At 63.6% G+C, this 24,438-nt stretch carries 12 protein-coding genes and 6 tRNA genes; 16 read left to right on the top strand and 2 right to left on the bottom strand.

Translation table 11 applies throughout. From position 1 onward, the window contains the following. Positions 1-83 precede the first annotated feature (83 nt). The 11 genes from FHS28_RS18995 (at position 84) to FHS28_RS18945 (ending at position 8,987) form a co-directional block, all read left to right on the top strand. A tRNA-Leu gene (locus FHS28_RS18995) sits at positions 84-170 on the top strand. Positions 171-193: 23 nt separating this feature from the next. Then, complete coding sequence (tig, locus tag FHS28_RS18990; protein WP_088454596.1) at positions 194-1,504, top strand: trigger factor; 1,311 nt, start codon at positions 194-196, stop codon at positions 1,502-1,504. A 162-nt stretch (positions 1,505-1,666) separates the two neighbouring features. After that, complete coding sequence (gene clpP / locus FHS28_RS18985; RefSeq protein ID WP_058934312.1) at positions 1,667-2,275, top strand: ATP-dependent Clp endopeptidase proteolytic subunit ClpP; 609 nt, start codon at positions 1,667-1,669, stop codon at positions 2,273-2,275. A 256-nt stretch (positions 2,276-2,531) separates the two neighbouring features. Beyond that, complete coding sequence (clpX, locus tag FHS28_RS18980; protein WP_088454595.1) at positions 2,532-3,797, top strand: ATP-dependent Clp protease ATP-binding subunit ClpX; 1,266 nt, start codon at positions 2,532-2,534, stop codon at positions 3,795-3,797. A 160-nt stretch (positions 3,798-3,957) separates the two neighbouring features. Continuing rightward, positions 3,958-6,384, top strand: coding sequence for an endopeptidase La (gene lon, locus FHS28_RS18975; protein ID WP_088454594.1), 2,427 nt, complete (start codon positions 3,958-3,960; stop codon positions 6,382-6,384). 328 nt (positions 6,385-6,712) lie between these two features. Next, positions 6,713-6,788 (top strand) — tRNA-Gly (locus FHS28_RS18970). A gap of 76 nt (positions 6,789-6,864) precedes the next feature. Continuing rightward, positions 6,865-6,938 (top strand) — tRNA-Cys (locus tag FHS28_RS18965). Positions 6,939-6,960: 22 nt separating this feature from the next. Beyond that, a tRNA-Gly gene (locus FHS28_RS18960) sits at positions 6,961-7,036 on the top strand. A 61-nt stretch (positions 7,037-7,097) separates the two neighbouring features. Then, positions 7,098-7,173: transfer RNA gene (locus FHS28_RS18955), tRNA-Gly, on the top strand. Between the two features lie 86 nt (positions 7,174-7,259). Next, positions 7,260-7,346 (top strand) — tRNA-Leu (locus tag FHS28_RS18950). A gap of 354 nt (positions 7,347-7,700) precedes the next feature. Next, positions 7,701-8,987 carry an MFS transporter gene (locus FHS28_RS18945; RefSeq protein ID WP_088454593.1) on the top strand — a complete coding sequence of 429 codons (1,287 nt, stop codon included), beginning with the start codon at positions 7,701-7,703 and terminating at the stop codon, positions 8,985-8,987. Positions 8,988-9,109: 122 nt separating this feature from the next. Here the strand turns inward: FHS28_RS18945 and murI are convergent, their stop codons facing one another. Continuing rightward, positions 9,110-9,925: a glutamate racemase gene (gene murI, locus FHS28_RS18940; RefSeq protein ID WP_310736817.1), complete on the bottom strand. Its 816-nt coding sequence runs from the start codon at positions 9,923-9,925 to the stop codon at positions 9,110-9,112. A 330-nt stretch (positions 9,926-10,255) separates the two neighbouring features. Between murI and FHS28_RS18935 the strand changes: the two genes are divergently transcribed. The 5 genes from FHS28_RS18935 to FHS28_RS18915 all read left to right on the top strand — a co-directional run bounded on the left by FHS28_RS18935 (position 10,256) and on the right by FHS28_RS18915 (position 22,185). Beyond that, complete coding sequence (locus tag FHS28_RS18935) at positions 10,256-11,005, top strand: electron transfer flavoprotein subunit beta/FixA family protein (RefSeq protein WP_088454592.1); 750 nt, start codon at positions 10,256-10,258, stop codon at positions 11,003-11,005. A 30-nt stretch (positions 11,006-11,035) separates the two neighbouring features. Continuing rightward, entirely contained in the window at positions 11,036-11,965 is a 930-nt protein-coding gene (locus tag FHS28_RS18930) for an electron transfer flavoprotein subunit alpha/FixB family protein (RefSeq protein WP_088454591.1), read from the top strand. Positions 11,966-12,115: 150 nt separating this feature from the next. Continuing rightward, complete coding sequence (locus FHS28_RS18925) at positions 12,116-13,909, top strand: acyl-CoA dehydrogenase (protein WP_088454590.1); 1,794 nt, start codon at positions 12,116-12,118, stop codon at positions 13,907-13,909. A gap of 36 nt (positions 13,910-13,945) precedes the next feature. Next, positions 13,946-14,908 (top strand): NAD(P)H-dependent flavin oxidoreductase, encoded by a 963-nt coding sequence (locus tag FHS28_RS18920; protein ID WP_088454589.1) that lies wholly within the window; start codon positions 13,946-13,948, stop codon positions 14,906-14,908. Between the two features lie 446 nt (positions 14,909-15,354). Further along, a complete protein-coding gene (locus tag FHS28_RS18915; RefSeq protein ID WP_184295198.1) occupies positions 15,355-22,185 on the top strand; it encodes an Ig-like domain-containing protein in 6,831 nt (2,276 codons plus the stop codon). A gap of 99 nt (positions 22,186-22,284) precedes the next feature. On the opposite strand, the gene FHS28_RS18910 is transcribed toward FHS28_RS18915, so the two are convergent. After that, entirely contained in the window at positions 22,285-23,949 is a 1,665-nt protein-coding gene (locus tag FHS28_RS18910) for an ABC transporter substrate-binding protein (RefSeq protein ID WP_088454172.1), read from the bottom strand. Positions 23,950-24,438 lie beyond the last annotated feature (489 nt).

Genomic DNA, 24,438 nt, shown 5'->3' with positions numbered 1-24,438 from the left:
CGGCTACAATCGCCGGTTTCCCGGATTCAACGCCGGATCATTACCAAGGGGCAGCCGGGGCGCTGCGCTGCCCTTGTTACCCAGCGCGGGTGGCGAAATTGGTAGACGCACCAGGTTTAGGTCCTGACGCCTTCACGGGCGTGCCGGTTCGAGTCCGGCCCCGCGCACCACTCCAACTGTTTCCGAGTCCACTATGGCTGTCACCGTCGAAACTCTCGAAAAGCTCGAACGCCGCATCACGCTCACGCTGGCGGCCGCTGACATCAACAGCGAGGTCGAGGCCCGTCTGAAGAAGCTGGCCCGCACCGTCAAGGCTGACGGCTTCCGTCCCGGCAAGGTGCCGATGTCCTTCGTCGCCCAGCGCTACGGCGCCTCGGTGCAGTACGAAGTGGTCAACGACAAGCTGGGCCAGGCCTTCAGCCAGGCGGCCAATGAGGCCAAGCTGCGCGTGGCCGGCATGCCCCGCATCGAACAGAAGGATGGCGCTGCCGAAGGCGATCTGGCCTTCGACGCCACCTTCGAGGTCTATCCCGAAGTGAAGCTGGGCGATCTGGCCGAGGCCACCGTCGAGCGCGTCTCCGCTGAAGTCACCGAAGAAGCCATCGACAAGACCGTCGAGATCCTGCGCAAGCAGCGTCGCAGCTTCGCCCAGCGCGGTGCCGCCGATGTGGCCGCCGATGGCGACCGCGTCACCATCGACTTCGAAGGCAAGATCGACGGCGAACCCTTTGCCGGCGGCAAGGCCGATGGCTTCCAGTTCCTGCTGGGCGAGGGCCAGATGCTCGAAGCCTTCGAAAAGGCCGTGCGCGGCATGAAGTCGGGTGAATCCAAGACCTTCCCGCTGGCCTTCCCCGAGGACTACCACGGCAAGGAAGTGGCCGGCAAGGAAGCCGACTTCCTGGTGACGGTCAAGAAGATCGAAGCCCAGCACCTGCCGGAAGTGAACGAATCGTTCGCCAAGGCCCTGGGCATCAAGGAAGGCACCGTCGAAGCCCTGCGCGCCGACATCAAGAAGAACCTCGAGCGTGAAGTGAAGTTCCGCGTGCTGGCCCGCAACAAGGCTGCCGCCATGGACGCACTGGTCGCCAAGGCCGAGCTGGATGTGCCCAACGCCCTCGTCGAAGGCGAAGCCGAGCGCATGGTCGGCAATGCCCGCGAAGACCTGAAGAAGCGTGGTGTGAAGGACGCCGACAAGGCCCCGATCCCCGCCGAACTGTTCAAGGACCAGGCTGAAAAGCGTGTCCGCCTGGGCCTGGTCGTGGCCGAGCTGGTGCGTTCGAACAACCTGCAGGCCAAGCCTGAGCAGCTGCAGGCGCATATCGAAGAAATCTCGCAGAGCTACGAGAAGCCGGCGGAAGTGGTGCGCTGGTACCTGTCGGACCGCGAGCGCATGGCTGAAGTCGAAGCCGTCGTCATCGAAAACAACGTCACCGATTTCGTCCTGGGCAAGGCCAAGGTCGAAGACAAGCAGGTGCCGTTTGACGAGCTGATGGCCAACGCCTGATCGCCGTTTCGGGTCCTCCCGCCTGAAGGCGCCGCGCCGCGAGGCCGGCGCCTTTGTTTTTCGCGGAGTCACCCCCATGTAGGTCAGTCCTGCGCCTCAGGGCAGGGACTTGCATCGCGGGACATAATGAGTCACGTGACGCCAACCACAACAGAGGATTTCATGAGCGCTCTGGAAACTAGCAACCTGGGCATGGTGCCCATCGTCATCGAACAGTCGGGCCGCGGCGAACGCGCCTACGACATCTACAGCCGGCTGCTGCGCGAGCGCATCGTCTTCCTGGTGGGCCCCGTCAACGACGCCGTGGCCAACCTCGTGGTGGCTCAGCTGCTGTTCCTGGAGAGCGAGAACCCGGACAAGGAAATCTCGCTGTACATCAATTCCCCGGGCGGTAGCGTCTCGGCCGGCATGTCGATTTACGACACCATGCAGTTCATCAAGCCGCAGGTCTCCACCCTGTGCATGGGCATGGCTGCCAGCATGGGCGCCTTCCTGCTGGCTGCAGGGGCCAAGGGCAAGCGCTTCTCGCTGCCCAATGCCAAGATCATGATTCACCAGCCGCTGGGCGGTGCGCAGGGCCAGGCCACGGACATCGAGATCCACGCCCGTGAGATCCTCAAGACCCGTGAGCAGCTCAACCGCATCCTGGCAGAGCGCACCGGTCAGCCGCTGGAAAAGATCCAGGCCGACACCGAGCGCGACTACTTCATGTCCGCCCCGGAAGCCCAGACCTACGGCCTGGTGGACCAGGTCATCGAAAAGCGCGGCTGACACCCGCGCAGCCGCCGGGGGTGGCGGGTCAGCGGACGGAGGGCGAACCTGCTTCGCGCTGCGCTGACTCACCCCCCGCGGCTGGCCTTTCCAGGCCCTGCCAGGGCCTGGCCGGGTGCTCCCAGGCCCGCCCGGCACCACGGATTGCCCAGGATCGTAACTAAGCCACCTTAGGGGCTTTTATCCCCACGCAGACGGTCCCGGCAATTGAACTATCATCAATGCAGGCACAACGCCTGTATCTAGCAGCACTCCCATGGCCGAGAAAAAAGGCAACTCCAGCGAAAAAGTCTTGTATTGCTCCTTCTGCGGCAAGAGCCAGCATGAGGTCAAGAAGCTGATCGCGGGTCCGTCCGTGTTCATCTGCGACGAGTGCATCGAGCTGTGCAACGACATCATCCGCGATGAAGTGCCGGCCGAAGCCGCACCCGGTCGCGCGAGCAAGTCGGACCTGCCGGTGCCCAGCGAGATCAAGACGACGCTGGACCAGTACGTCATCGGCCAGGACGTGGCCAAGCGGACGCTGTCCGTGGCCGTCTACAACCATTACAAGCGCCTGCGGCATGCGGCCGACACCAAGGACGGCGTGGAGCTGTCCAAGAGCAACATCCTGCTGATCGGCCCCACCGGCTCCGGCAAGACGCTGCTGGCCCAGACGCTGGCCCGTGTCCTGAACGTGCCGTTCGTGATTGCCGACGCCACCACCCTGACTGAAGCCGGTTATGTGGGGGAAGACGTCGAAAACATCATCCAGAAGCTGCTGCAGAACTGCAATTACGACGTCGAGCGGGCGCAGCGCGGCATCGTCTACATCGACGAGATCGACAAGATCAGCCGGAAGGCGGACAACCCCTCCATCACCCGCGATGTGTCGGGCGAGGGCGTCCAGCAGGCGCTGCTGAAGCTGGTGGAAGGCACGATGGCCTCGGTGCCCCCGCAGGGCGGCCGCAAGCATCCCAACCAGGACTTCCTGCAGATCGACACGACCAACATCCTGTTCATCTGCGGCGGCGCCTTCGACGGCCTGGAAAAGGTCATCCAGAACCGCTCCGAGAAGTCGGGCATCGGTTTTGGCGCGGCGGTGAAAAGCAAGAGCGAAAAGAAGGTCGGCGAGCTGTTCCGCGAGGTGGAGCCGGGTGACCTGATCAAGTTCGGCCTGATCCCTGAACTGGTCGGCCGTCTGCCGGTCATCGCCACCCTGGGTGAGCTGACCGAAGACGCCCTGGTGCAGATCCTGACCGAACCGCGCAATGCGCTGGTCAAGCAGTATCAACAGCTGTTCTCGATGGACGGTGTCGAGCTGGAAGTGCGTCCTTCCGCGTTGAATGCGGTGGCGCGCAAGGCACTGGCCCGCAAGACGGGGGCCCGCGGCCTGCGTTCCATCGTCGAGCATGCGCTGATCGACACCATGTTCGAGCTGCCCTCGCTGGACGGCGTGGCGAAGGTGGTGCTGGACGAGCACAACATTGACGAAGATTCCAAGCCCCTGCTGGTGTATCGCGAGGCCAAGGCCAGCGCTTGACCTCAGTCAAGCCTGTGATGCGGTGTACAGCCAGGATGTTCAACGGTTCCGCCCTGGCCATACGACCTGCTTCAAGCCCTGCTTCAAGCAAGGTTCGCAGATAGGTTAGCTTGTATTTGGCTCCTCAGACCCCAGATGGGTCTGAGAAAGAGAGGTTTTCATGTCCGGTCATCCGATCCTTCCCGCGGAACCCATCACCCTCCCGCTGCTGCCGCTGCGGGATGTCGTGGTGTTCCCGCACATGGTGATCCCGCTGTTTGTGGGTCGCCCCAAGTCCATCAAGGCGCTGGAAGCCGCGATGGAAGCCGGGCGGCAGATCATGCTGGTGGCGCAGAAAGCGGCCGGCAAGGACGAACCCAAACCCGACGACATGTTCGAGATGGGCTGCGTGTCCAGCATCCTGCAGATGCTGAAGCTGCCCGATGGCACCGTGAAGGTGCTGGTGGAAGGCCTGCAGCGCGCCACCACCCAGGCCATCCATGACGGCGAAGAGCACTTCACCGCCGACGTCATGCCCATCCCGCCCGAAGCGGATGAGCAGCCGGAAGTGGAGGCCCTGCGTCGCGCCGTCACGCAGCAGTTTGACCAGTACGTCAAGCTGAACAAGAAGATTCCGCCCGAGATCCTCACCTCGATCGCCGGTATCGATGACGCGGGCCGTCTGGCCGACACCATCGCCGCGCATCTGCCGCTCAAGCTCGACGCCAAGCAGTCGGTGCTGGACCTGTCCGAAGTGGGCAAGCGTCTGGAGAAACTGCTGGACCTGCTGGAGCATGAGGTCGACATCCTGCAGGTGGAAAAGCGCATCCGGGGCCGCGTCAAGCGCCAGATGGAGAAGAGCCAGCGCGAGTACTACCTGAACGAGCAGGTCAAGGCCATCCAGAAGGAACTGGGCGACGGCGAAGAAGGTGCCGACCTGGAAGAGCTGGAAAAGAAGATCCAGGCCGCCCGCATGCCCAAGGAGGCACGCAAGAAGGCCGAGGCCGAGCTGAAGAAGCTCAAGCTGATGTCGCCGATGTCCGCCGAAGCCACGGTGGTGCGCAATTACATCGACACCCTGGTCAACCTGCCCTGGAGCAAGAAGACCAAGATCAAGCACGACCTGGCCAATGCCGAAGCCGTCCTAAACGAGGACCACTACGGCCTGGACAAGGTCAAGGAACGCATCCTCGAATACCTCGCGGTGCAGCAGCGTGTGGACAAGGTCAAGGCGCCCATCCTGTGCCTGGTTGGCCCTCCGGGTGTCGGCAAGACCTCGCTGGGGCAGTCGGTGGCCCGTGCCACGGGCCGCAAGTTCGTTCGCATGGCCCTGGGCGGCGTGCGGGACGAAGCCGAGATCCGCGGTCACCGCCGCACCTACATCGGCTCCATGCCGGGCAAGGTGCTGCAGAGCCTGTCCAAGGTGGGCACGCGGAATCCGCTGTTCCTGCTGGACGAGATCGACAAGCTGGGCATGGACTTCCGGGGTGACCCGTCGTCCGCGCTGCTGGAGGTGCTGGATCCCGAGCAGAACCACACCTTCGCCGACCATTACATCGAAGTCGATTACGACCTGTCCGATGTGATGTTCGTCGCGACGTCGAACTCGCTGAACATTCCGCCGGCCCTGCTGGACCGAATGGAAGTGATCCGCCTGTCCGGCTACACCGAGGACGAGAAGGTCAACATCGCCCAGCGTTACCTGCTGCCCAAGCAGCGCGGCAACAACGGCGTCAAGGATGAAGAGCTGGACGTCACTGAAGCGGCCATCCGCGGCGTGATCCGCTACTACACCCGTGAAGCCGGTGTGCGCTCGCTGGAACGCGAGATCTCCAAGATCTGCCGCAAGGTGGTCAAGGGCCTGCAGCTCAAGACCTACCAGGGTCGCGTGGTCGTGGACGAGGACAACCTGAACGAGTTCCTGGGCGTTCGCAAGTACGACTTCGGTCGTGCCGAGAAGAAGAACCAGGTGGGTCAGGTGGTCGGTCTGGCGTGGACGGAAGTGGGCGGCGATCTGCTGACCATTGAAGCCACGTCAATGCCGGGCAAGGGCAACATCATCCGCACCGGCTCGCTGGGCGACGTGATGAAGGAATCGGTGGAAGCGGCTCGCACGGTGGTGCGGTCGCGGGCTCGCCGCCTGGGCATCAAGGACGAGGCCTTCGAGAAGCGCGACGTGCACATCCACGTGCCCGATGGCGCAACGCCGAAGGACGGTCCCAGCGCCGGTATCGCGATGACCACGGCGTTCGTCTCCGCGCTGACCGGCATTCCGGTGCGTGCGGATGTGGCGATGACCGGTGAGATCACGCTGCGCGGCGAAGTGACGGCCATTGGCGGCTTGAAGGAAAAGCTGCTGGCGGCCCACCGCGGTGGCATCAAGACGGTGATGATTCCGGAAGAGAACGTCAAGGATCTGCAGGACATTCCTGAGAACGTGAAGAACCAGCTGGAGATCGTTCCGGTCCGCTGGATCGACCGTGTGCTGGAAGTGGCACTAGAGACCGTGCCGCAGCCGATCCCGGAAGAAGAAGTGGCTGCAGCGCCACCGGCCGAGAAGGTGGCGGAAGCCAAGCCGGACGCTGGCGGTGATTCGCTGAAGCACTGAGTGCATCGGTCGGCGTATGCCGGCTGGCCTTGACCTGAATGCCCGCGGCCTCGGCTGCGGGCATTTGTCTTTCTGGGCTGGGTGACCACGAGAGGAGTGGTGGCTGTGCGATACGTGCACCTTCAGGCGACTTCTTCTCCCAACTCTTGCGCGGCCTCGAAAAATCGTTCTATACTCTCGGCTTCAGCGCAAACGGTGCTGCAGACGAATCGAAGAACAAGACGTCAGTTGAGTTCAAGAGACGTCAAACACTGCGATTAAAAGCAGTGCAGCAGCAAGCAGTGCGTTGAAGTTCGACGAAAGTTGAGTTCAACGAAAGTTGAAATACGCGGGAATAGCTCAGTTGGTAGAGCGCAACCTTGCCAAGGTTGAGGTCGCGAGTTCGAGCCTCGTTTCCCGCTCCAGGTTCTGAAAAGGATGGAAGCCTTGGCTTCCATTTTTTATCGAAGCTGAGGACACCAAACTTCAGTTTCGATCAGGGGCGCGATAGCAAAGCGGTTATGCCCCGGATTGCAAATCCGGTTAGTCCGGTTCGACTCCGGATCGCGCCTCCAAATGGATTTTTGCGGATAGTTTGCGGGAATAGCTCAGTTGGTAGAGCGCAACCTTGCCAAGGTTGAGGTCGCGAGTTCGAGCCTCGTTTCCCGCTCCACTTCAAGTGTTGAAGGTGGGGTTTGATGTTCACTTCGGTGGGCGTCGGTTCCTCCTGCGATGCGGGAATAGCTCAGTTGGTAGAGCGCAACCTTGCCAAGGTTGAGGTCGCGAGTTCGAGCCTCGTTTCCCGCTCCAAATTCCAAAAAGGGAAGTCATTGAGACTTCCCTTTTTTCATTGGCGCGCCGCAGGATAATGCGAGCCAAGCCAAGCTTTGCACGCGGCCTGGGTGGTGAAATCGGTAGCCACAGCAGACTTAAAATCTGCCGCTGTCACAAGCGTACGGGTTCGAGTCCCGTCCCAGGTACCAGCTCTGCAGGGGTATCCCGCCCATGTCCGAGCCAGTGGCTCCCTCAGCCCAGTCAGCCTCTTCCTGCAGGCCCAAGCCGACCTTGATCGAATCGAGCCTCTTGCGCTCGATTTGACCTGGCTCAAGCGCCTAATTCCGGCAATGTCACGCTCGCCACCCTGCAGGGTGCGGCGGCAGTGGTTGGGCGGCGCGTGCAGGTCGCGCTCGTCTGACGGTGCCGACTCGGCTGAATCCGGCGGTCCAGTCAAGGGTCCCGGGTCCACCTGCTGCCAACTGTGCGCATGCGCGTCCCGAGGGAAGTTCCCGGCACCCGTCGCGTCTCGAGGAGCAGCCGGTGCTCTTACACTTGGCCGCATGTTCGGTCAGGACCTGTTGAACCCAGGCGTGCGTCGCCGGGAAGTGTTGGGGTGGTCGATGTACGACTTCGCCAACTCCGGCTACACGACGGTGGTGCTGACTGCCGTCTACAACGCCTACTTCGTTGCCGAGGTCGCCAAGGGGCAGCCGTCCGCCACCCTTTTGTGGACCGTGCTCATTGCCCTCTCCAGCCTGATCGTCATGATCACCATGCCGGGGCTCGGCGCCTGGGCCGATGCGCACGGCGCCAAGAAGCGACTCCTGGCGCTGTGCACGGCTGGCTGCGTCATCACGACCGCAGCACTGGCGCTTTTCGGGCCGAATGCGATGTGGTGGGCGGCCGCGGCGGTGGTGCTGTCCAACGTCTTTTTCTCGTACGGCGAATCGCTGATCGCCGCCTTCCTGCCTGAACTCGCCCGTCGCAATGCGCTGGGTCGGGTGTCCGGCTGGGGCTGGGCGTTCGGCTATCTTGGCGGCATGCTCTCGCTGGGCATCTGCCTCGCCTACGTGCTGCAGGCGCAGGCGCAAGGGCAGGCGGCCAGTGACTTCGTCCCCGTCACGATGGGCATCACCGCAGGGCTGTACCTGCTGGCCGCCATTCCCACCTTCCTGCTGTTGCGCGAGCGCGCCGATCCGTGTTCCACGCGTCGAGCCGCGCGCCGCCGATCCGGCATGGCGGAGCTGGTGGCGTCGTGGCGGCGGGCGAAGGCGTATCCCGATTTCCTGCGGCTGCTGGCCTGCGGCACGGCCTATCAAGCCGGCATCGCCGTCGTGATCGCCCTGGCAGCGGTCTATGCGGACCAGGCGCTTGGTTTCAGCCAGGCCCAGACCATGGCGCTGGTCTTCCTCGTCAACATCGCCTCCGCGGTCGGTGCGTTTGGGTTCGGCTACTACGAGGATCGCATCGGTCACCAGCCGGCGCTGGCGGTCACCCTGGTGGGCTGGATGCTGATGACGGTCCTGGCCTTTGTCGCCACCAGCGACTGGCTGTTCTGGGTGGCCGCGCTGATCGCCGGTCTCTGCATGGGGTCCAGCCAGTCCTGTGGACGCGCACTGGCCGGCGCCTTGGCGCCGCATGACCGGCTGGCTGAATTCTTCGGCCTATGGACCTTCGCCACCCGTCTGGCGGCCATCATTGGCCCGCTGACCTATGGCGCGGTGACGGTGCTGACCGCGGGCAATCACCGCCTGGCGATTCTGTCGACGGGCGTGTTTTTCGTCGTGGGCTATGCGCTGTTGAGGCGGGTGGACATGACGCGGGGCATGGCGCGCGCACTGGTCTGAAGGCGTGCGGTCGGCGGGGTGCGCCGCGGCTGGGGATGGCGTCCATTTGAAACCATCACGCCTGGGTCACAGCCTTGGGTCACCCGCTGCGCAGCCGCCCCGCATCCGCGTCCAGACGTCACTCACACGTCGATATGGGACGCCACCGCATCCCGCCAACCCAGCGCGACGCGCGCCAGATGCTGCAGCGGTTCCGGATCGCCGGTGCTCTGCAAGACCAGCGGTGCGTCCGGCTGTGCAGGCAGGTGCAGGGATTCCCACAGGCGCTGGGCCTGACGTGCCACCGCGTCCTCGATGTTGAGCAACTGCACGCCATTTCCCAACGCCGCCTGGATGCGGCCCTGCACCAGTGGATAGTGCGTGCAGCCCAGCAGCACGGTATCGACGCCGGCCGCCTTCAGAGGTTCACAGTACCGGTCAATCAAGGCGCCGAGTTCCGGATTGTCGAGGTGCCCCTGTTCAATCAGCGTGACAAGCCCCGGACACGGCTGGCTCACCAGTGAGACATCCGCCGCATGGGCGGCCACCAGCGCTTCGTATCGGCGGCTGGCGATGGTGGCGGTCGTCGCCATCACGCCGATGCGCCCATTGCGCGTCGCTGCGACCGCCGGCTTCACGCCCGGCTCGATGCCCACCACCGGCCAGTCCGGCCAGCGCTCACGCATGGCGTTCACCGCATGCGCCGTGGCGGTGTTGCAGGCCACCACCACCATGTGGGCGCCTGCAGCGCGCAGGTGCTCCGCCACACGCAGGCTGCGCTCCCGGATGTACTCGCTGCTGCGGTCCCCATACGGCGCGTGACCGGCATCGGCCACATAGTGCAGCGCCACCTCAGGCATCCGAGCGCGCAGCGCCTGCAGCACCGTCAGCCCGCCGACCCCGGAGTCAAACACCCCCAGGGTGGGTCGCGCAGACAGATCGGTCGGCAGGCCATGCACGGGACTGGAAGCTGGCGACGAGGGCGTTGAGACAGGCATCACTGGGGCAAGAGACAAATGGAAGATGGGGCGAACGCCGCGACAGCCACGACGCGCCATTGCCGCCGCATCAGGGTGAGCAGTCTAGAAGATTCCCGGACTTTCACTTGGCAGCGCAGATCTGATGGCTAGAATAGAACGATCGTTCGTTTTATTTTCCGATCTTCGTCCCGGGATCGGACCGCATCGGCCCCGAGGCCCTTCGGTCTTGATGGATCGGTGACACGGGGACGGCGCAGGCCTCCCATAGAATCGAATTAACGTTAACGTCAATACGCCTGGAGTGCTTCGATGAAGGTATTGGTCCCCGTCAAACGAGTCGTCGATTACAACGTCAAGGTGCGCGTCAAGAGTGACGGCACTGGGGTCGACATCGCCAATGTGAAGATGTCGATGAACCCGTTTGACGAAATCGCGGTCGAAGAAGCCGTGCGCCTGAAGGAAAAGGGCGTCGTCACCGAAGTGATCGCCGTGTCCTGCGGCGTCACGCAGTGCCAGGAAACCCTGCGCACCGCCATGGCCATTGGCGCGGACCGCGCCATCCTGGTCGAGACCGACGCTGAACTGCAGCCGCTGGCCGTGGCCAAGCTGCTGAAGGCCCTGGTCGACAAGGAGCAGCCGCAACTGGTCATCCTGGGCAAGCAGGCCATCGATGACGATTGCAACCAGACCGGCCAGATGCTGGCCGCGCTGACCGGTCTGCCGCAAGGCACCTTCGCCTCCAAGGTCGAAGTGGCCGACGGCAAGGTGGCCGTCACCCGTGAAGTCGACGGCGGCCTGGAAACGGTCAGCCTCACGCTGCCGGCGGTGGTCACCACCGACCTGCGTCTGAACGAGCCGCGCTACGTCACGCTGCCCAACATCATGAAGGCCAAGAAGAAGCCGCTGGAAACGGTCAAGCCGGCGGACCTGGGGGTGGACGTCACGCCGCGCATCAAGACGCTGTCGGTGGCCGAGCCGGCCAAGCGCGGTGCTGGCGTGAAGGTGCCGGACGTCGCGACGCTGGTCACCAAGCTGAAGACCGAAGCCAAGGTCATCTGATCCCCCACAGCTGTCTGAATGGAGCCAAGAATGACCATCCTCGTCATTGCTGAACACGACAATGCCTCGCTGAAGGGGGCTACCCACAACACCGTGAGCGCTGCCACTGCCATCGGCGGTGATGTGCACGTGCTGATCGTCGGCGCCAATGCTTCGGGTGCTGCCCAGGCCGCCGCGAAGATCAGCGGCGTGTCCAAGGTGCTGCACGCCGATGGCGCCCAGTTCGCCGACGGCCTGGCCGAGAACGTGGCCGCCCAGGTGATCGCCATCGCCAAGGACTACAGCCACCTGCTGTTCCCCGCCACCGCCGCCGGCAAGAACGTGGCGCCGCGCGTCGCGGCCCTGCTGGATGTGGGCCAGCTGAGCGACGTCACCAAGGTGATCAGCGCCGACACCTTCGAGCGCCCGATCTATGCCGGCAACGCCATCGCGACCGTGCAGTCCACCGATGCGATCAAGGTTCTGACGGTGCGCACCACTGGTTTTGACCCTGCAGCCGAAGGCGGCAGCGCCGCGGTGGAAAGCATCAGCGCCGTGGCCGACAGCGGCAAGAGCAGCTTTGTGGGTCGTGAAGTGACCAAGAGCGACCGCCCCGAGCTGACCGCTGCCAAGATCATCGTGTCCGGCGGCCGTGCCCTGGGCAGCAGCGACAAGTTCAACGAAGTGCTGACGCCGCTGGCGGACAAGCTCAACGCCGCCCTGGGTGCCTCGCGCGCTGCGGTCGATGCGGGTTATGCCCCCAACGACTGGCAGGTGGGTCAGACCGGCAAGATCGTCGCGCCGCAGCTCTACATCGCGGCGGGCATCTCCGGCGCCATCCAGCATCTGGCCGGCATGAAGGATTCCAAGGTGATCGTGGCGATCAACAAGGATCCGGAAGCGCCGATCTTCTCGGTGGCTGACTACGGCCTGGAAGCTGACCTGTTCACCGCCGTTCCCGAACTGGTCAAGGCGCTGTAAGCGCGCCTTGCCGCATCGCGCAGCCCGCGATGCGGCCACGGCCACCGCGAGGCCGCCCGCCCGCACTGCGGACTGCAGCTGCCTCGCCGACCGATCCAGGGCGCCCCGTTGTTCATACGCGGCGCTCTTTTTTCATCCGGAGACAAGACCATGACATACCGCGCCCCGATCAAGGACATGCTGTTTGACATGCAGGCCCTGGCCGGCCTGCAGACGCTCGCCGAGCAGATCCCCGCTTTTGCCGACCACGGCCTGGACACCGCGCAGGCGGTGCTGGAAGAAGCGGCCAAGCTCAATGAGGATGTCATTGCACCGCTGAACGTCGAGGGCGACCGGAATCCGTCATCCTGGAAGGACGGTCAGGTCTTCGCCACCCCGGGGTTCAAGGACGCCTTCCGCCAGTACGCCGAGGGCGGCTGGCAGGGGCTGCAGCATCCGCAGGCCTATGGCGGCCAGGGGCTGCCCAAGACCATCGGGACCGGCTGCGCGGAAATGGTCCAGGCGGCCAACGTCAGCTTTGCGCTGTGCCCGCTGCTGACCGATGGCGCGGTGGAAGCGCTGCTGGTGGCCGGTACCGAGCAGCAAAAGCAGCTGTTCATTCCGCGCCTGCTCTCGGGCGACTGGACCGGCACGATGAACCTCACCGAGCCGCAGGCCGGCTCGGACCTGGCGCTGGTGCGCAGCCGCGCGGAGCCGCAGGGCGACGGCACCTACAAGATCTTCGGCACCAAGATCTACATCACCTGGGGCGAGCACGACATGACGGACAACATCGTCCATCTGGTGCTGGCCCGTGTGCCGGGCGCGCCGGAGGGCGTGAAGGGCATCAGCCTGTTCCTGGTGCCGAAGTTCCTGGTGAATGACGATGGCTCCCTGGGCGCTCGCAACGACGTGCACTGCGTCTCCATCGAGCACAAGCTGGGCATCAAGGCCAGCCCGACGGCCGTGCTGCAGTTTGGCGATCACGGCGGCGCCATCGGCACGCTGATCGGCGAAGAGAACCGCGGCCTGGAGTACATGTTCATCATGATGAACGCCGCCCGCTTCGGCGTGGGCGTGCAGGGCCTGGCGGTGGCGGACCGCGCCTATCAGAAGGCAGTGGCCTACGCGAAGGACCGGGTGCAGTCGCGCCCGGTGGATGGCTCGTCGTCAGCGCCGGTGGCCATCATTCATCACCCCGACGTGCGCCGCATGCTGATGACGCAGCGGGCCCTGGTGGAAGGCTGCCGCGCGATGGCCATCGATGCCGCCGCGGCCTATGACATCGCTCATCACCACAGCGATGCCGAGGCCCGCAAGGAAGCGCAGAGCTTCTATGAGTTCATGGTGCCACTGGTCAAGGGCTACAGCACCGAGATGAGCCTGGAAGTCACCTCGCTGGGCGTGCAGGTGCACGGCGGCATGGGCTTCATCGAAGAGACCGGCGCGGCGCAGTATTACCGTGACGCCCGCATCCTGCCGATCTACGAAGGCACCACCGCCATCCAGGCCAACGACCTGGTGGGTCGCAAGACGATGCGCGACGGCGGCGCCTTTGCGCGCAGCCTGGCGGCTCAGATCGAAGAGACGGAAGGCGCGTTGGCTGCCAACGGCAGCGAGGCCGCGCTGGCCGTGCGTCAGTCTCTGGCGCAGGCGCGTGCGTCGTTCGTGCAGGTGGTGGACTTTGTCGCCGCGCACGGCAAGGCCAAGCCCAATGCGGCGTTCGCCGGCTCGGTGCCTTACCTGATGCTGGCGGGCAACCTGGTGGCGGGCTGGCAGCTGGCGCGTTCGCTGCTGGCGGCGCAGGAGCTGCTGGCGGCCGGCGAAGACGTCGATTTCATGCAGGCCAAGATCACGACGGCGCGCTTTTACGCCGAGCACATCCTGCCGCGTTGCCAGTCGCTGCGCGATGCGGTGGTCCAAGGCGCCGACAGCGTCATGGCCCTGCCCATCGACGCTTTCTGATCAACCCCAACTTCCATCACCACGAGGAGACACGAGGTGGCACTTCCCCCGCTGTTCAACAAGCTGCGTCTGCCGGTCATCGGCTCGCCGCTGTTCATCATCAGCAACCCGAAGCTGGTCATTGCGCAATGCAAGGCCGGCATCGTGGGCTCCATGCCGGCGCTCAATGCGCGTCCGGCGGAGCAGCTGGAGGATTGGCTGGCTGAGATCACCGAGACCCTGGCGGCGCACGACCGTGCCCATCCCGAGTCTCCGGCAGCGCCTTTCGCCATCAACCAGATCGTGCACAAGAGTAATGACCGGCTCGAGCACGACATGGAGATGTGCGCCAAGTACAAGGTGCCCATCATCATCACCTCGCTGGGGGCCCGTGAGGACGTGAATGCGGCGGTGCATGCCTGGGGCGGCATCGTGCTGCACGACATCATCAACAACAAGTTTGCCCACAAGGCGGTGGAGAAGGGCGCGGATGGCCTGATCGCCGTGGCGGCCGGTGCGGGCGGCCATGCGGGCGTGAAGAGCCCGTTTGCGCTGATTCAGGAGATCCGGGAATGGTTTGACGGCCCGCTGGCGCTGTCCGGCTCGATCGCCAGTGGGGACGCCATCCTGGCGGCACAGGCGGCGGGTGCGGATCTGGCCTACATCGGCTCGGCCTTCATCGCCACCGAAGAGGCGCGTGCCAGCGACGACTACAAGCAGATGATCGTCGACAGCAACAGCGACGACATTGTCTACAGCAACCTGTTCACCGGCGTGCACGGCAACTATCTGAAGGGCTCGATCGTCAAGGCGGGCCTGGATCCGGACCACCTGCCGGAGAGCGATCCGACCAAGATGAACTTCGGCGGTGGCGCTGCCGCCAAGGCCTGGAAGGACATCTGGGGCAGCGGGCAGGGCATTGGTGCCATTCGCGAAGTGCTGCCGGCGGGTGAGCTGGTGGCGCGCTTTGGGCGCGAGTATCAGGCGGCGCGTCAGCGATTGGGGCTGGCGGCGGCTTGAGGCTGGCCAAGTGCTGAACAAGAGGCTCCTTCGGGAGCCTTTTTTCATGTCGCTCTGAGGTCATGGAGCGATGCGCAGAAGTGGCAGGAAAGGTGGGCGCCAGTAGCATTTGTGAGCTTGCGATTTGCTGCAACGGCAAGGCGTTTAGTTGACGAATGACAATGGATTCGGCGTTGTCATGTGAGGCTTGCTGTCGACTAGCAAAAGGTTGCTAGTCACGCCGGTGCTGCTCACATCTTCGTGCTATTCGATTCATCGAAGGGGATTTTTAGACTGCTCAGGAGCTTTCCAAGGGAAGGCCTAGCCGTCACAAAGGACCCGTCATGAACAAGCATCCCCGCCCCCAAACGACTCCTGCCAACCAACAAAATCTTGCAGCGCAAGCGCAACCCTCTCAGGCCTCGAACCGCCTGGCTCGTCGGGTCCGTCCCGATGAGGAAGAGCTGATGACGCAAGAAGCTCAGGCAGAGACCGTTTCGGCTGAACAAGCAGAACTGCAGGCATCGCAGGAAGTCACGAGCGCCGCGGAGGCTGAATCGACCGCAACCGCGTCCAGCGCAGCAGAAGCCGGTCAGGCCGCACAGGCTGCCGGACAAGTGGCCGGCGCAGCGCCGTCGATGTCGGGCGCGGCCGCCTCTGTGATGAGCGCGTTCACGCTGCCCAGCGCCACGCTGCTGGCCGGTCTTGCTGGTGCAGTGGCTGTGGCCGCTGCCGCGGCTGGCGGCGGCTCGTCGTCCTCTGACTCGTCGTCCCAAGCTTCCGGCAGTGACAAGCCGGTGACGCCGCCTGCCCCGCCGGTGATCGTGCCGGGCAATGGCAACACCGCAGGCGATGGAACTGGCCCTGTCACCAACGGCTCAGGTACGCACGAAGATCCGATCGTGGTGGGTCAGGACGGCCATATCAACGTGGGCGTTGCCCCTGACACTCAGTGGAGCTTCAGCACGGATGGTGGCGTGACCTGGAAACCGGGCAAGCCGGAAGGCATCGCGTCTGGCGATCTGGCGGAAGGCAACAACACGATCCAGATCGTTCAAATCGACAAGGACGGGAACAAGAGCGAGCCCACCATCATCGAAGTGGTGAAGGACACGACGGCTCCCGCGGCGCCCGAGATCAAGCTGCCCGAACCCGGCGCTGGTTCCGGTGATGGCACGGGCACGAGCGGCCCGGTGGGCACCGGCACCAAGGAAGATCCGATCGTGGTGGCCGCGGACGGCAAGGTCGAGATCAAGGTCGATGCCGACACCGAATGGCGCTTCAGCACCGACAACGGCCTGACCTGGCAGCAGGGCACGCCCGAAGGGATCCCGTCGGCCAATCTGACCGAAGGAAACAACACCGTCCAGATCGTCCAGGTGGACAAGGCCGGCAATATCAGCCCGCCGAAGCAAATTGAGATCGTGAAGGACACCGTGGCGCCTGAGGCCCCGGTCCTGGATGTGGCCAACTCCACCACGGGCACCCAAGGGACGCCGGTCGTGGGCACCGGCACCAAGGAAGATCCGATTGTTGTGTCCGCGGACGGCAAGATCGACATCAAGGTCGATGCCGACACCGAATGGCGCTTCAGCACCGACAACGGCCTGACCTGGCAGCAGGGCACGCCTGAAGGGATCCCGTCGGCCAATCTGACCGAAGGAAACAACACCGTCCAAATCGTCCAGGTGGACAAGGCTGGCAACATCAGCCCGCCGAAGCAAATTGAGATCGTGAAGGACACCGTGGCGCCTGAGGCCCCGGTCCTGGATGTGGCAAACTCCACCACGGGCACCCAAGGGACGCCGGTCGTGGGCACCGGCACCAAGGAAGATCCGATCGTGGTGGCCGCGGACGGCAAGGTCGAGATCAAGGTCGATGCCGACACCGAATGGCGCTTCAGCACCGACAACGGCCTGACCTGGCAGCAGGGCACGCCTGAGGGTATTCCGTCGGCCGGTCTGGTCGAGGGCAACAACACCATTCAGATCGTCCAGGTGGACAAGGCTGGCAATGTCAGCCCGCCGAAGCAAATCGAGATCGTCAAGGACACCGTGGCACCGCAGGCGCCCGAGATCAAGCTGCCCGAACCCGGCGCTGGTTCCGGTGATGGCACGGGCACGAGCGGCCCGGTGGGTACCGGCACCAAGGAAGATCCGATCGTGGTGGCCGCGGACGGCAAGGTCGAGATCAAGGTCGATGCCGACGCCGAGTGGCGGTTCAGCACCGACAACGGCCTGACCTGGCAGCAGGGCACGCCCGAAGGCATTCCTTCGGCCAACCTGACCGAAGGCAACAACACCGTCCAGATCGTCCAGGTGGACAAGGCCGGCAATATCAGCCCGCCGAAGCAAATCGAGATCGTCAAGGACACCGTGGCGCCTGAGGCACCGGTCCTGGACGTGGCCAACTCCACCACGGGCACCCAAGGGACGCCGGTCGTGGGCACCGGCACCAAGGAAGATCCGATTGTGGTGTCCGCGGACGGCAAGGTCGAGATCAAGGTCGATGCCGACACCGAGTGGCGCTTCAGCACCGACAACGGCCTGACCTGGCAGCAGGGTACGCCCGAAGGCATTCCTTCGGCCAACCTGACCGAAGGCAACAACACCGTCCAGATCGTCCAGGTGGACAAGGCCGGCAACATCAGCCCGCCGAAGCAAATCGAGATCGTCAAGGACACCGTGGCGCCTGAGGCACCGGTCCTGGACGTGGCCAACTCCACCACGGGCACCCAAGGGACGCCGGTCGTGGGCACCGGCACCAAGGAAGATCCGATTGTTGTGTCCGCGGACGGCAAGATCGACATCAAGGTCGATGCCGACACCGAGTGGCGCTTCAGCACCGACAACGGCCTGACCTGGCAGCAGGGTACGCCCGAAGGCATTCCTTCGGCCAACCTGACCGAAGGCAACAACACCGTCCAGATCGTCCAGGTGGACAAGGCCGGCAACATCAGCCCGCCGAAGCAAATCGAGATCGTCAAGGACACCGTGGCACCGGAAGCACCGGTCCTGAACGTGGCCAACTCCAGCACGGGCACCTCGACTGGCACGGTCGTGGGCACCGGCACCAAGGAAGATCCGATCGTGGTGGCTGCGGACGGCAAGATCGAGATCAAGGTTGATGCCGACACCGAGTGGCGTTACTCCGTTGATGGAGGCCTGAACTGGGTGCAAGGCACGCCCGAAGGTATCCCGTCGGCCAACCTGGCCGAGGGCAACAACACCATCCAGATCGTCCAAGTGGACAAAGCTGGCAATATCAGCCCGCCGAAGCAAATCGAGATCGTCAAGGACACCGTGGCACCGGAAGCACCGGTCCTGGATGTGGCCAACTCCACCACGGGCACCCAAGGGACGCCGGTCGTGGGCACCGGCACCAAGGAAGATCCGATCGTGGTGGCTGCGGACGGCAAGGTCGAGATCAAGGTCGATGCCGACACCGAGTGGCGTTACTCCGTTGATGGAGGCCTGAACTGGGTGCAAGGCACGCCCGAAGGTATCCCGTCGGCCAACCTGGCCGAGGGCAACAACACCATCCAGATCGTCCAAGTGGACAAAGCTGGCAACATCAGCCCGCCGAAGCAAATCGAGATCGTCAAGGACACCGTGGCACCGGAAGCACCGGTCCTGAACGTGGCCAACTCCAGCACGGGCGCCTCGACTGGCACGGTCGTGGGCACCGGCACCAAGGAAGATCCGATCGTGGTGGCTGCGGACGGCAAGATCGAGATCAAGGTTGATGCCGACACCGAGTGGCGTTACTCCGTTGATGGAGGCCTGAACTGGGTGCAAGGCACGCCCGAAGGTATCCCGTCGGCCAACCTGGCCGAGGGCAACAACACCATCCAGATCGTCCAAGTGGACAAAGCTGGCAATATCAGCCCGCCGAAGCAAATCGAGATCGTCAAGGACACCGTGGCACCGGAAGCACCGGTCCTGGATGTGGCCAATTCCAGCACGGGCACCTCGACTGGCACGGTCGTGGGCACCGGCACCAAGGAAGATCCGATCGTGGTGGCTGCGGACGGCAAGATCGACATCAAGGTCGATGCCGACACCGAATGGCGTTACTCCGTCGATGGCGGTCTGAACTGGGTGCAAGGCACGCCGGACGGTATCCCGTCGGCCAACCTGGCCGAGGGCAACAACACCATCCAGATCGTCCAAGTGGACAAAGCTGGCAACATCAGCCCGCCGAAGCAAATCGAGATCGTCAAGGACACCGTGGCACCGGAAGCACCGGTCCTGGATGTGGCCAATTCCAGCACGGGCACCTCGACTGGCACGGTCGTGGGCACCGGCACCAAGGAAGATCCGATCGTGGTGGCTGCCAACGGCAACGTCAACATCGCAACGGACATCGACGGCGAATGGCGCTACAGCACCGATGGCGGCCAGACCTGGAAGCCGGGCGCGGCAGCGGGCATTTCCGCCAAGGATCTGGTGGAAGGCGACAACACCATTCTGATCGTGCAGGTGGACAAGGCTGGCAACGCCAGTGCGCCCACCAGCATCACGGTCGTCAAGGACACGGTGGCTCCCGAAGTGCCTGTGCTGGATCTGACGGGCTCTGTCACGGGTGATCACATTGGCGCTGTTGTGGGCACCGGCACGCCGGAAGATCCGATCCTGCTCGGCGCCACTGGCAACCTGAGCTTTGCGACCGACCCGGACTCCTCGTGGAACTACAGCACCGATGGAGGCCAGACCTGGAAGTCGGGATCGGCGGCCGGCATCTCGGCCGACGACCTCGCCGAAGGCAACAACAGCATCCAGATCGTCCAGGTGGACCGCGCAGGCAATATGAGCGATCCCACCACCATTGAAGTAGTCAAGGATACCGTTGCTCCGACGGCCCCCGTGACTCAGGTCACGGCGGTCTCAGGGACCGGCACCGAGTCCGATCCCATCCGGATGACGGCCAATGGCTCCATCAGCATCGGGACCGATGCCGACGCTCAATGGCTCTACAGCAAGGACAACGGTCAAACCTGGTTGAAGGGGTCCGGCACCAGCCTCACGGCCGCTCAACTGTCTGAAGGCAGCAACTCGCTGCAGATCATTCAGTTGGACAGCGCAGGTAATGCCAGCGACCCAGTGAACCTGACGGTGGTGAAGGATACGACTGCCGCGAAACTCGCGGTGACGTTCACCCAGGTCCTTGGCTATGACAGCGGTAATCGCCCGGTGGTGGAACCCGGGGGCACGCTCACGTTTGGCAATCTCGAGCCAGGTGCAAAAGTCCAGATATGGGGAAATGGCTACGCGGTGGACTACACCACCGATAGCAGTATCGTCGTGGGTTCGAAGTTCAGCTATGGCTATCATGGCATGGAGTTCCGACAAGTCGATGCCTTGGGCAACGCGAGCGGTTGGACGTCCATCGCCTTTGTCATGGGTTGGAGCGGTGTCGTGACACCGATTGTGACGGTTCAGGTCGATACGAATCCGGCCGGAGATTGCGTCGGCCAGGGGACGACAGACGACCCCTACTATGTGGCCACTGGCGGTCTGATCGAAGTCGGCCAAGCTACGATTTCGTCGTATCGGTACAGCATCGACGGTGGTAGCACCTGGAAGCAGGGCCCCGCTGGGGGGATCCAGGCCACCGAACTGGCAGAAGGCAAGAACACGTTGCAACTTGTCCAGACCGACAGTAAAGGCAATGTCAGCGCGCCTGTCACGATCACGGTGGTGAAGGACACCATTGCCCAAGACCTGACCGTTTCGCTGACCCAAGTCGCTGGTTACGACGCCTCAGGTCAACCGGTGGTGGCTGAAGGCTCAGGCGCCGAACTGAAATTCGGCAACCTGGAGAACGGCGGCAAAGTCCAGTACAGCCTCTCGGCCACCGGGCCCTGGATCGACGTGGGTTCATCGGATTCGCAAAGCCTGGATGCGCTGTTGTCTCAACATGGCGCCACCCAGTTGTATTTCCGTCAGTTGGATGTCTTCGGCAATGTGGGCAATGAGACCCAGTTGAACCTGGACTACGTTGCGACAGGGACTGCGGCGGATTACGTGACAAGCGACTTGCTGTCCATCCACGTCACCGCGACCTCGACTGGCAACACTGTGGGCACGGGAACGCAAGCAGATCCGTACTACATGGGTAACGGTGGCTTGATCGAAATCGGCCACGGGACAGCCTCTGGCTTCCTGTTCAGTACCGACGGCGGGCAGACTTGGACGCAAGGTACCGGCACCGGCATCACGGCCAGCGCCCTGGCGGAAGGCAGCAATACGTTGCAAGTCATCCAGATTGACAGCAATGGTAATGCCAGCCAGCCCGGCACCATCACGGTGGTGAAGGACAGCACGGCCGCCGCGTTGCAGGTGAGTCTGACGCAGGTCGCCGGGTATGACGAAAATTTCCTGGCGGTGGTGGTCGATGGAGACGGGAGCGTGTTCAAGTTCGGCAACCTGGAGGCAGGTGCCAAGGTGCAGTACAGCTGGTATAACCAGGCCCCCTGGTACGACCTGCCTACAACGGACGGCATCGGCGCTGGTGACCTCGGCAGTGGCGGTGGCCTGAAGCACTACTATTTCCGGCAGGTGGACCAGTTTGGGAACGCAAGCGAGGGGACGGAAATTGTTTTCCAGCTCGAGCGGTCCTGGACTGACCAGACCTATGTGACCTATCCTTCGCTTGCGATCGACGTCACGACCAATGCCCAGGGTGATGTCTTGGGCACGGGCACCGAATCCAATCCCTACTACGTCGCCGGCAGCGGTGCCATCGACATTGGGCAAGGTGGTTTCGCGGCAGGGTATCTGTACAGCCTGGACAATGGTCAAACCTGGGTGCAAGGGACCGGAAGCGTCATTCACGCGGATGCTCTGGTGGAAGGTACAAATACGCTGCAGATCATTCAGATCGACAACAATGGCTCCACCAGCAAACCTGAGACCATCACGGTGATCAAGGACACGATGGCTGAGAAGCTGTCAGTGACGTTGACGGGCCTGGCGGGCTTTGATGCCGATGGTGTGCCGATCTTCGACCTGGCGAATGCTGGCGGACAGTTCCACTTCAACAATCTCGAAGCGGGTGCGCACATTGAGCTCAGCAACGGAGACCAGTCCGCGTGGATGAATCTGGGGACGTCCGAGACGATCGACATTGCCTCCTTCCCCTGGAGCAATTTCGGCAAGGACGATGTTCTCCTGCGCCAGGTGGACGCCAGCGGGAACGTGGGTGAGACGATTCACTTCACGTTCTGGGTGGACAACAGTGGGACGAACACCACTGTTGTGACGCCGGGTACGACCTACAGCCCGTTGGGCATCTAACGGCGGTTCAATTGCTATCAGCAGTTTCGCGCGACTCGCCGGGTCGCGCGACGCCGCGGCCTTCACTGAAAAGGGCCTGTCTCACGACAGGCCCTTTTTTCATTTGATCGTCGTAAACCTCGCCTCCGGCCGATCATTCGACCGATGCAGCGTCTCCACCGTCGTCTTCATCGCCCACGGCCGCACCTGGTGATGCAGTGGAATGAACAGCGCCTGATCCCGCACCAGCATCAGCGCTTCACGGATCAGCGCATTGCGCTTGCCCACATCCATTTCGCTCTTCATCGCATCGATCAGTTTGTCCAGTGCCGGATCGCTGACCTTCGAGAAGTTGAAGCTGCCATCCGCGCCGCCACTGCGGGTGCGCGCCAGGGCCTGCAGCGTGTAGAGCGCATCGTTGGTCGACACGCCCCAGCCCAGCATGTACAGCGGGGACTCAAACCGCTGGAACTGCTGGCTGTGCTGCGACATCGGCTGCGCGGTCAATCGCGCGGTGATGCCAATCTTGGCCCACATCGAGACGACGGCCAGACACACTTCCTCATCATTGATGTAGCGGTTGTTGGGGCAGTTCAGCGGGATTTCGAAGCCATTGGGGTAGCCGGCATCGGCCAGCAGCTTCTTGGCCTTCGCCAGGTCGGGCGGCTGCGGCCTGTCCAGCTCGGTGGAATAGCCGTTCACACCGGGCGGCACGATCAGCGCTGCGGGCACGGACATGCCGCGCATGATGCTGCGCTTGATCGCTTCCCGGTCGATGGCGATGCTCAGCGCCTGCCGCACGCGCACGTCCTTGAACGGATTCTTGCCCTTGACCGACGAGCCGCGCAGTTCCTCGCTGCCCAGATCGGGCGCAAAGAAGATGGTGCGGGTCTCCGGCCCTTCGATGACCTTGAGCTTGCCGTCGTTTTTCAGGCGTGCCACGTCCTGGGTGGGCAGGTCAGTGAGCAGGTCCACTTCGCCGGACACCAGCGCGGCCACACGGGTGGGATCGGACTTGATCGGCAGGTAGGTGATCTCGGTGATGTTGCCCTTGGGCTTGTCCCACCAATCCTTGTTGGCCACCATGGTGATGCGCTGATCGGGCTGCCAGCCGGTGATGCGGAAGGCGCCGGTGCCGATCGCATTGCGGCTGGCGTAGTTCTCGTCCTTGGACTTGTAGTCCGCGAGCTGGGTCGCCTTGTTCTTCTCCGCCCAGGTCTTGCTCATGATGCGGAAGTCGATGAGATTGCGCAGCAGGATCGGCTGTGGCGAATCGAGCACCACGTCGATGGTGTAGTCATCGATCTTCTTGATCTCCTTGATGCCGGTCACATAGATCTGCATCGTGCCCTGTGGCTGGCGGATGCGCTGGTAGCTGAAGATGACGTCGTCGGCGGTGAAGGGCGAACCGTCCTGAAACTTGACGCCTTTGCGCAGTTCAAACCGCCACAGGGTGGGGTTCACCGTCGTCCATTTGGTGGCGAGGCAGGGCTCGACCTCCCACTGCTCGTTGTAGCGCGTCAGGCCTTCATAGCTGTGCTGCAGGATGGCGCTGGTGGTGCTGTGGTCCTGCGAGTGCGGGTCCAGGGTCAGGATGTCGTTCTGGGCGGCCCAGCGCAGGGCGGCGGCGCGCGTCGGGCTGGCCAGCGCCAGCAGGATCGCGGCGGCCGCGGCGCTACCGGCGGCGGAGGCTTTCAGGGTGTGGGTCCAGGCGTGCAGCGGCTTCGCGCTGGACAGCAAGGACCGGGCAGGCCGGGAAGCACTGGCGAAAAAGACCAAGGGCATGACGACTCCTGAGCAGGTTCTGGTGGATGCACCGGGCGGTGCAGGCAGAGGTGCAAGTCGAAGGCCATGCTAGTGGCTGTGGCCGGGGTGGGCGCTTAGCGATTCTCCTTAGAGGGCGCGGATGGCGCAGCGGAGGGCGCAGAAGGACACGCAGAGGGAGGCGCGGCCATTGGCGCAGAAGGTGGCGTCGCGAGAGGCGCAGACCACGCGGGCGCAGAAGGGGCAGGGGATGTGGTCACATCCAGCTCCGCGTCGCAGCCGATGCCGGCGGCAATCATGCGGGCGGACCAGCGGCGCAGAACGCGGTTCAAGAGCGACGTGGGGGGCAGTCGCTGCAGACCCAGGAAGCCAAGAATGCGGGGCAGACCGAGGTGACGGGTGGGATGCGTGAGCATCCCGCACTCATATCGGGCTGCTGCTGCCGACCATTCGAGTGCCGCGCATGCGCCTGTGGTGCGACGCGTCACCAGGACGCCGATGGGACAGGGC

Origin of the sequence: Roseateles terrae (assembly GCF_014192155.1) — a bacterium.
GTDB classification, from domain to species: Bacteria; Pseudomonadota; Gammaproteobacteria; order Burkholderiales; family Burkholderiaceae_C; genus Roseateles; species Roseateles terrae.
Note: the sequence above shows the minus strand (reverse complement) of the source record. Positions and strands in the feature narration are given on the sequence as shown.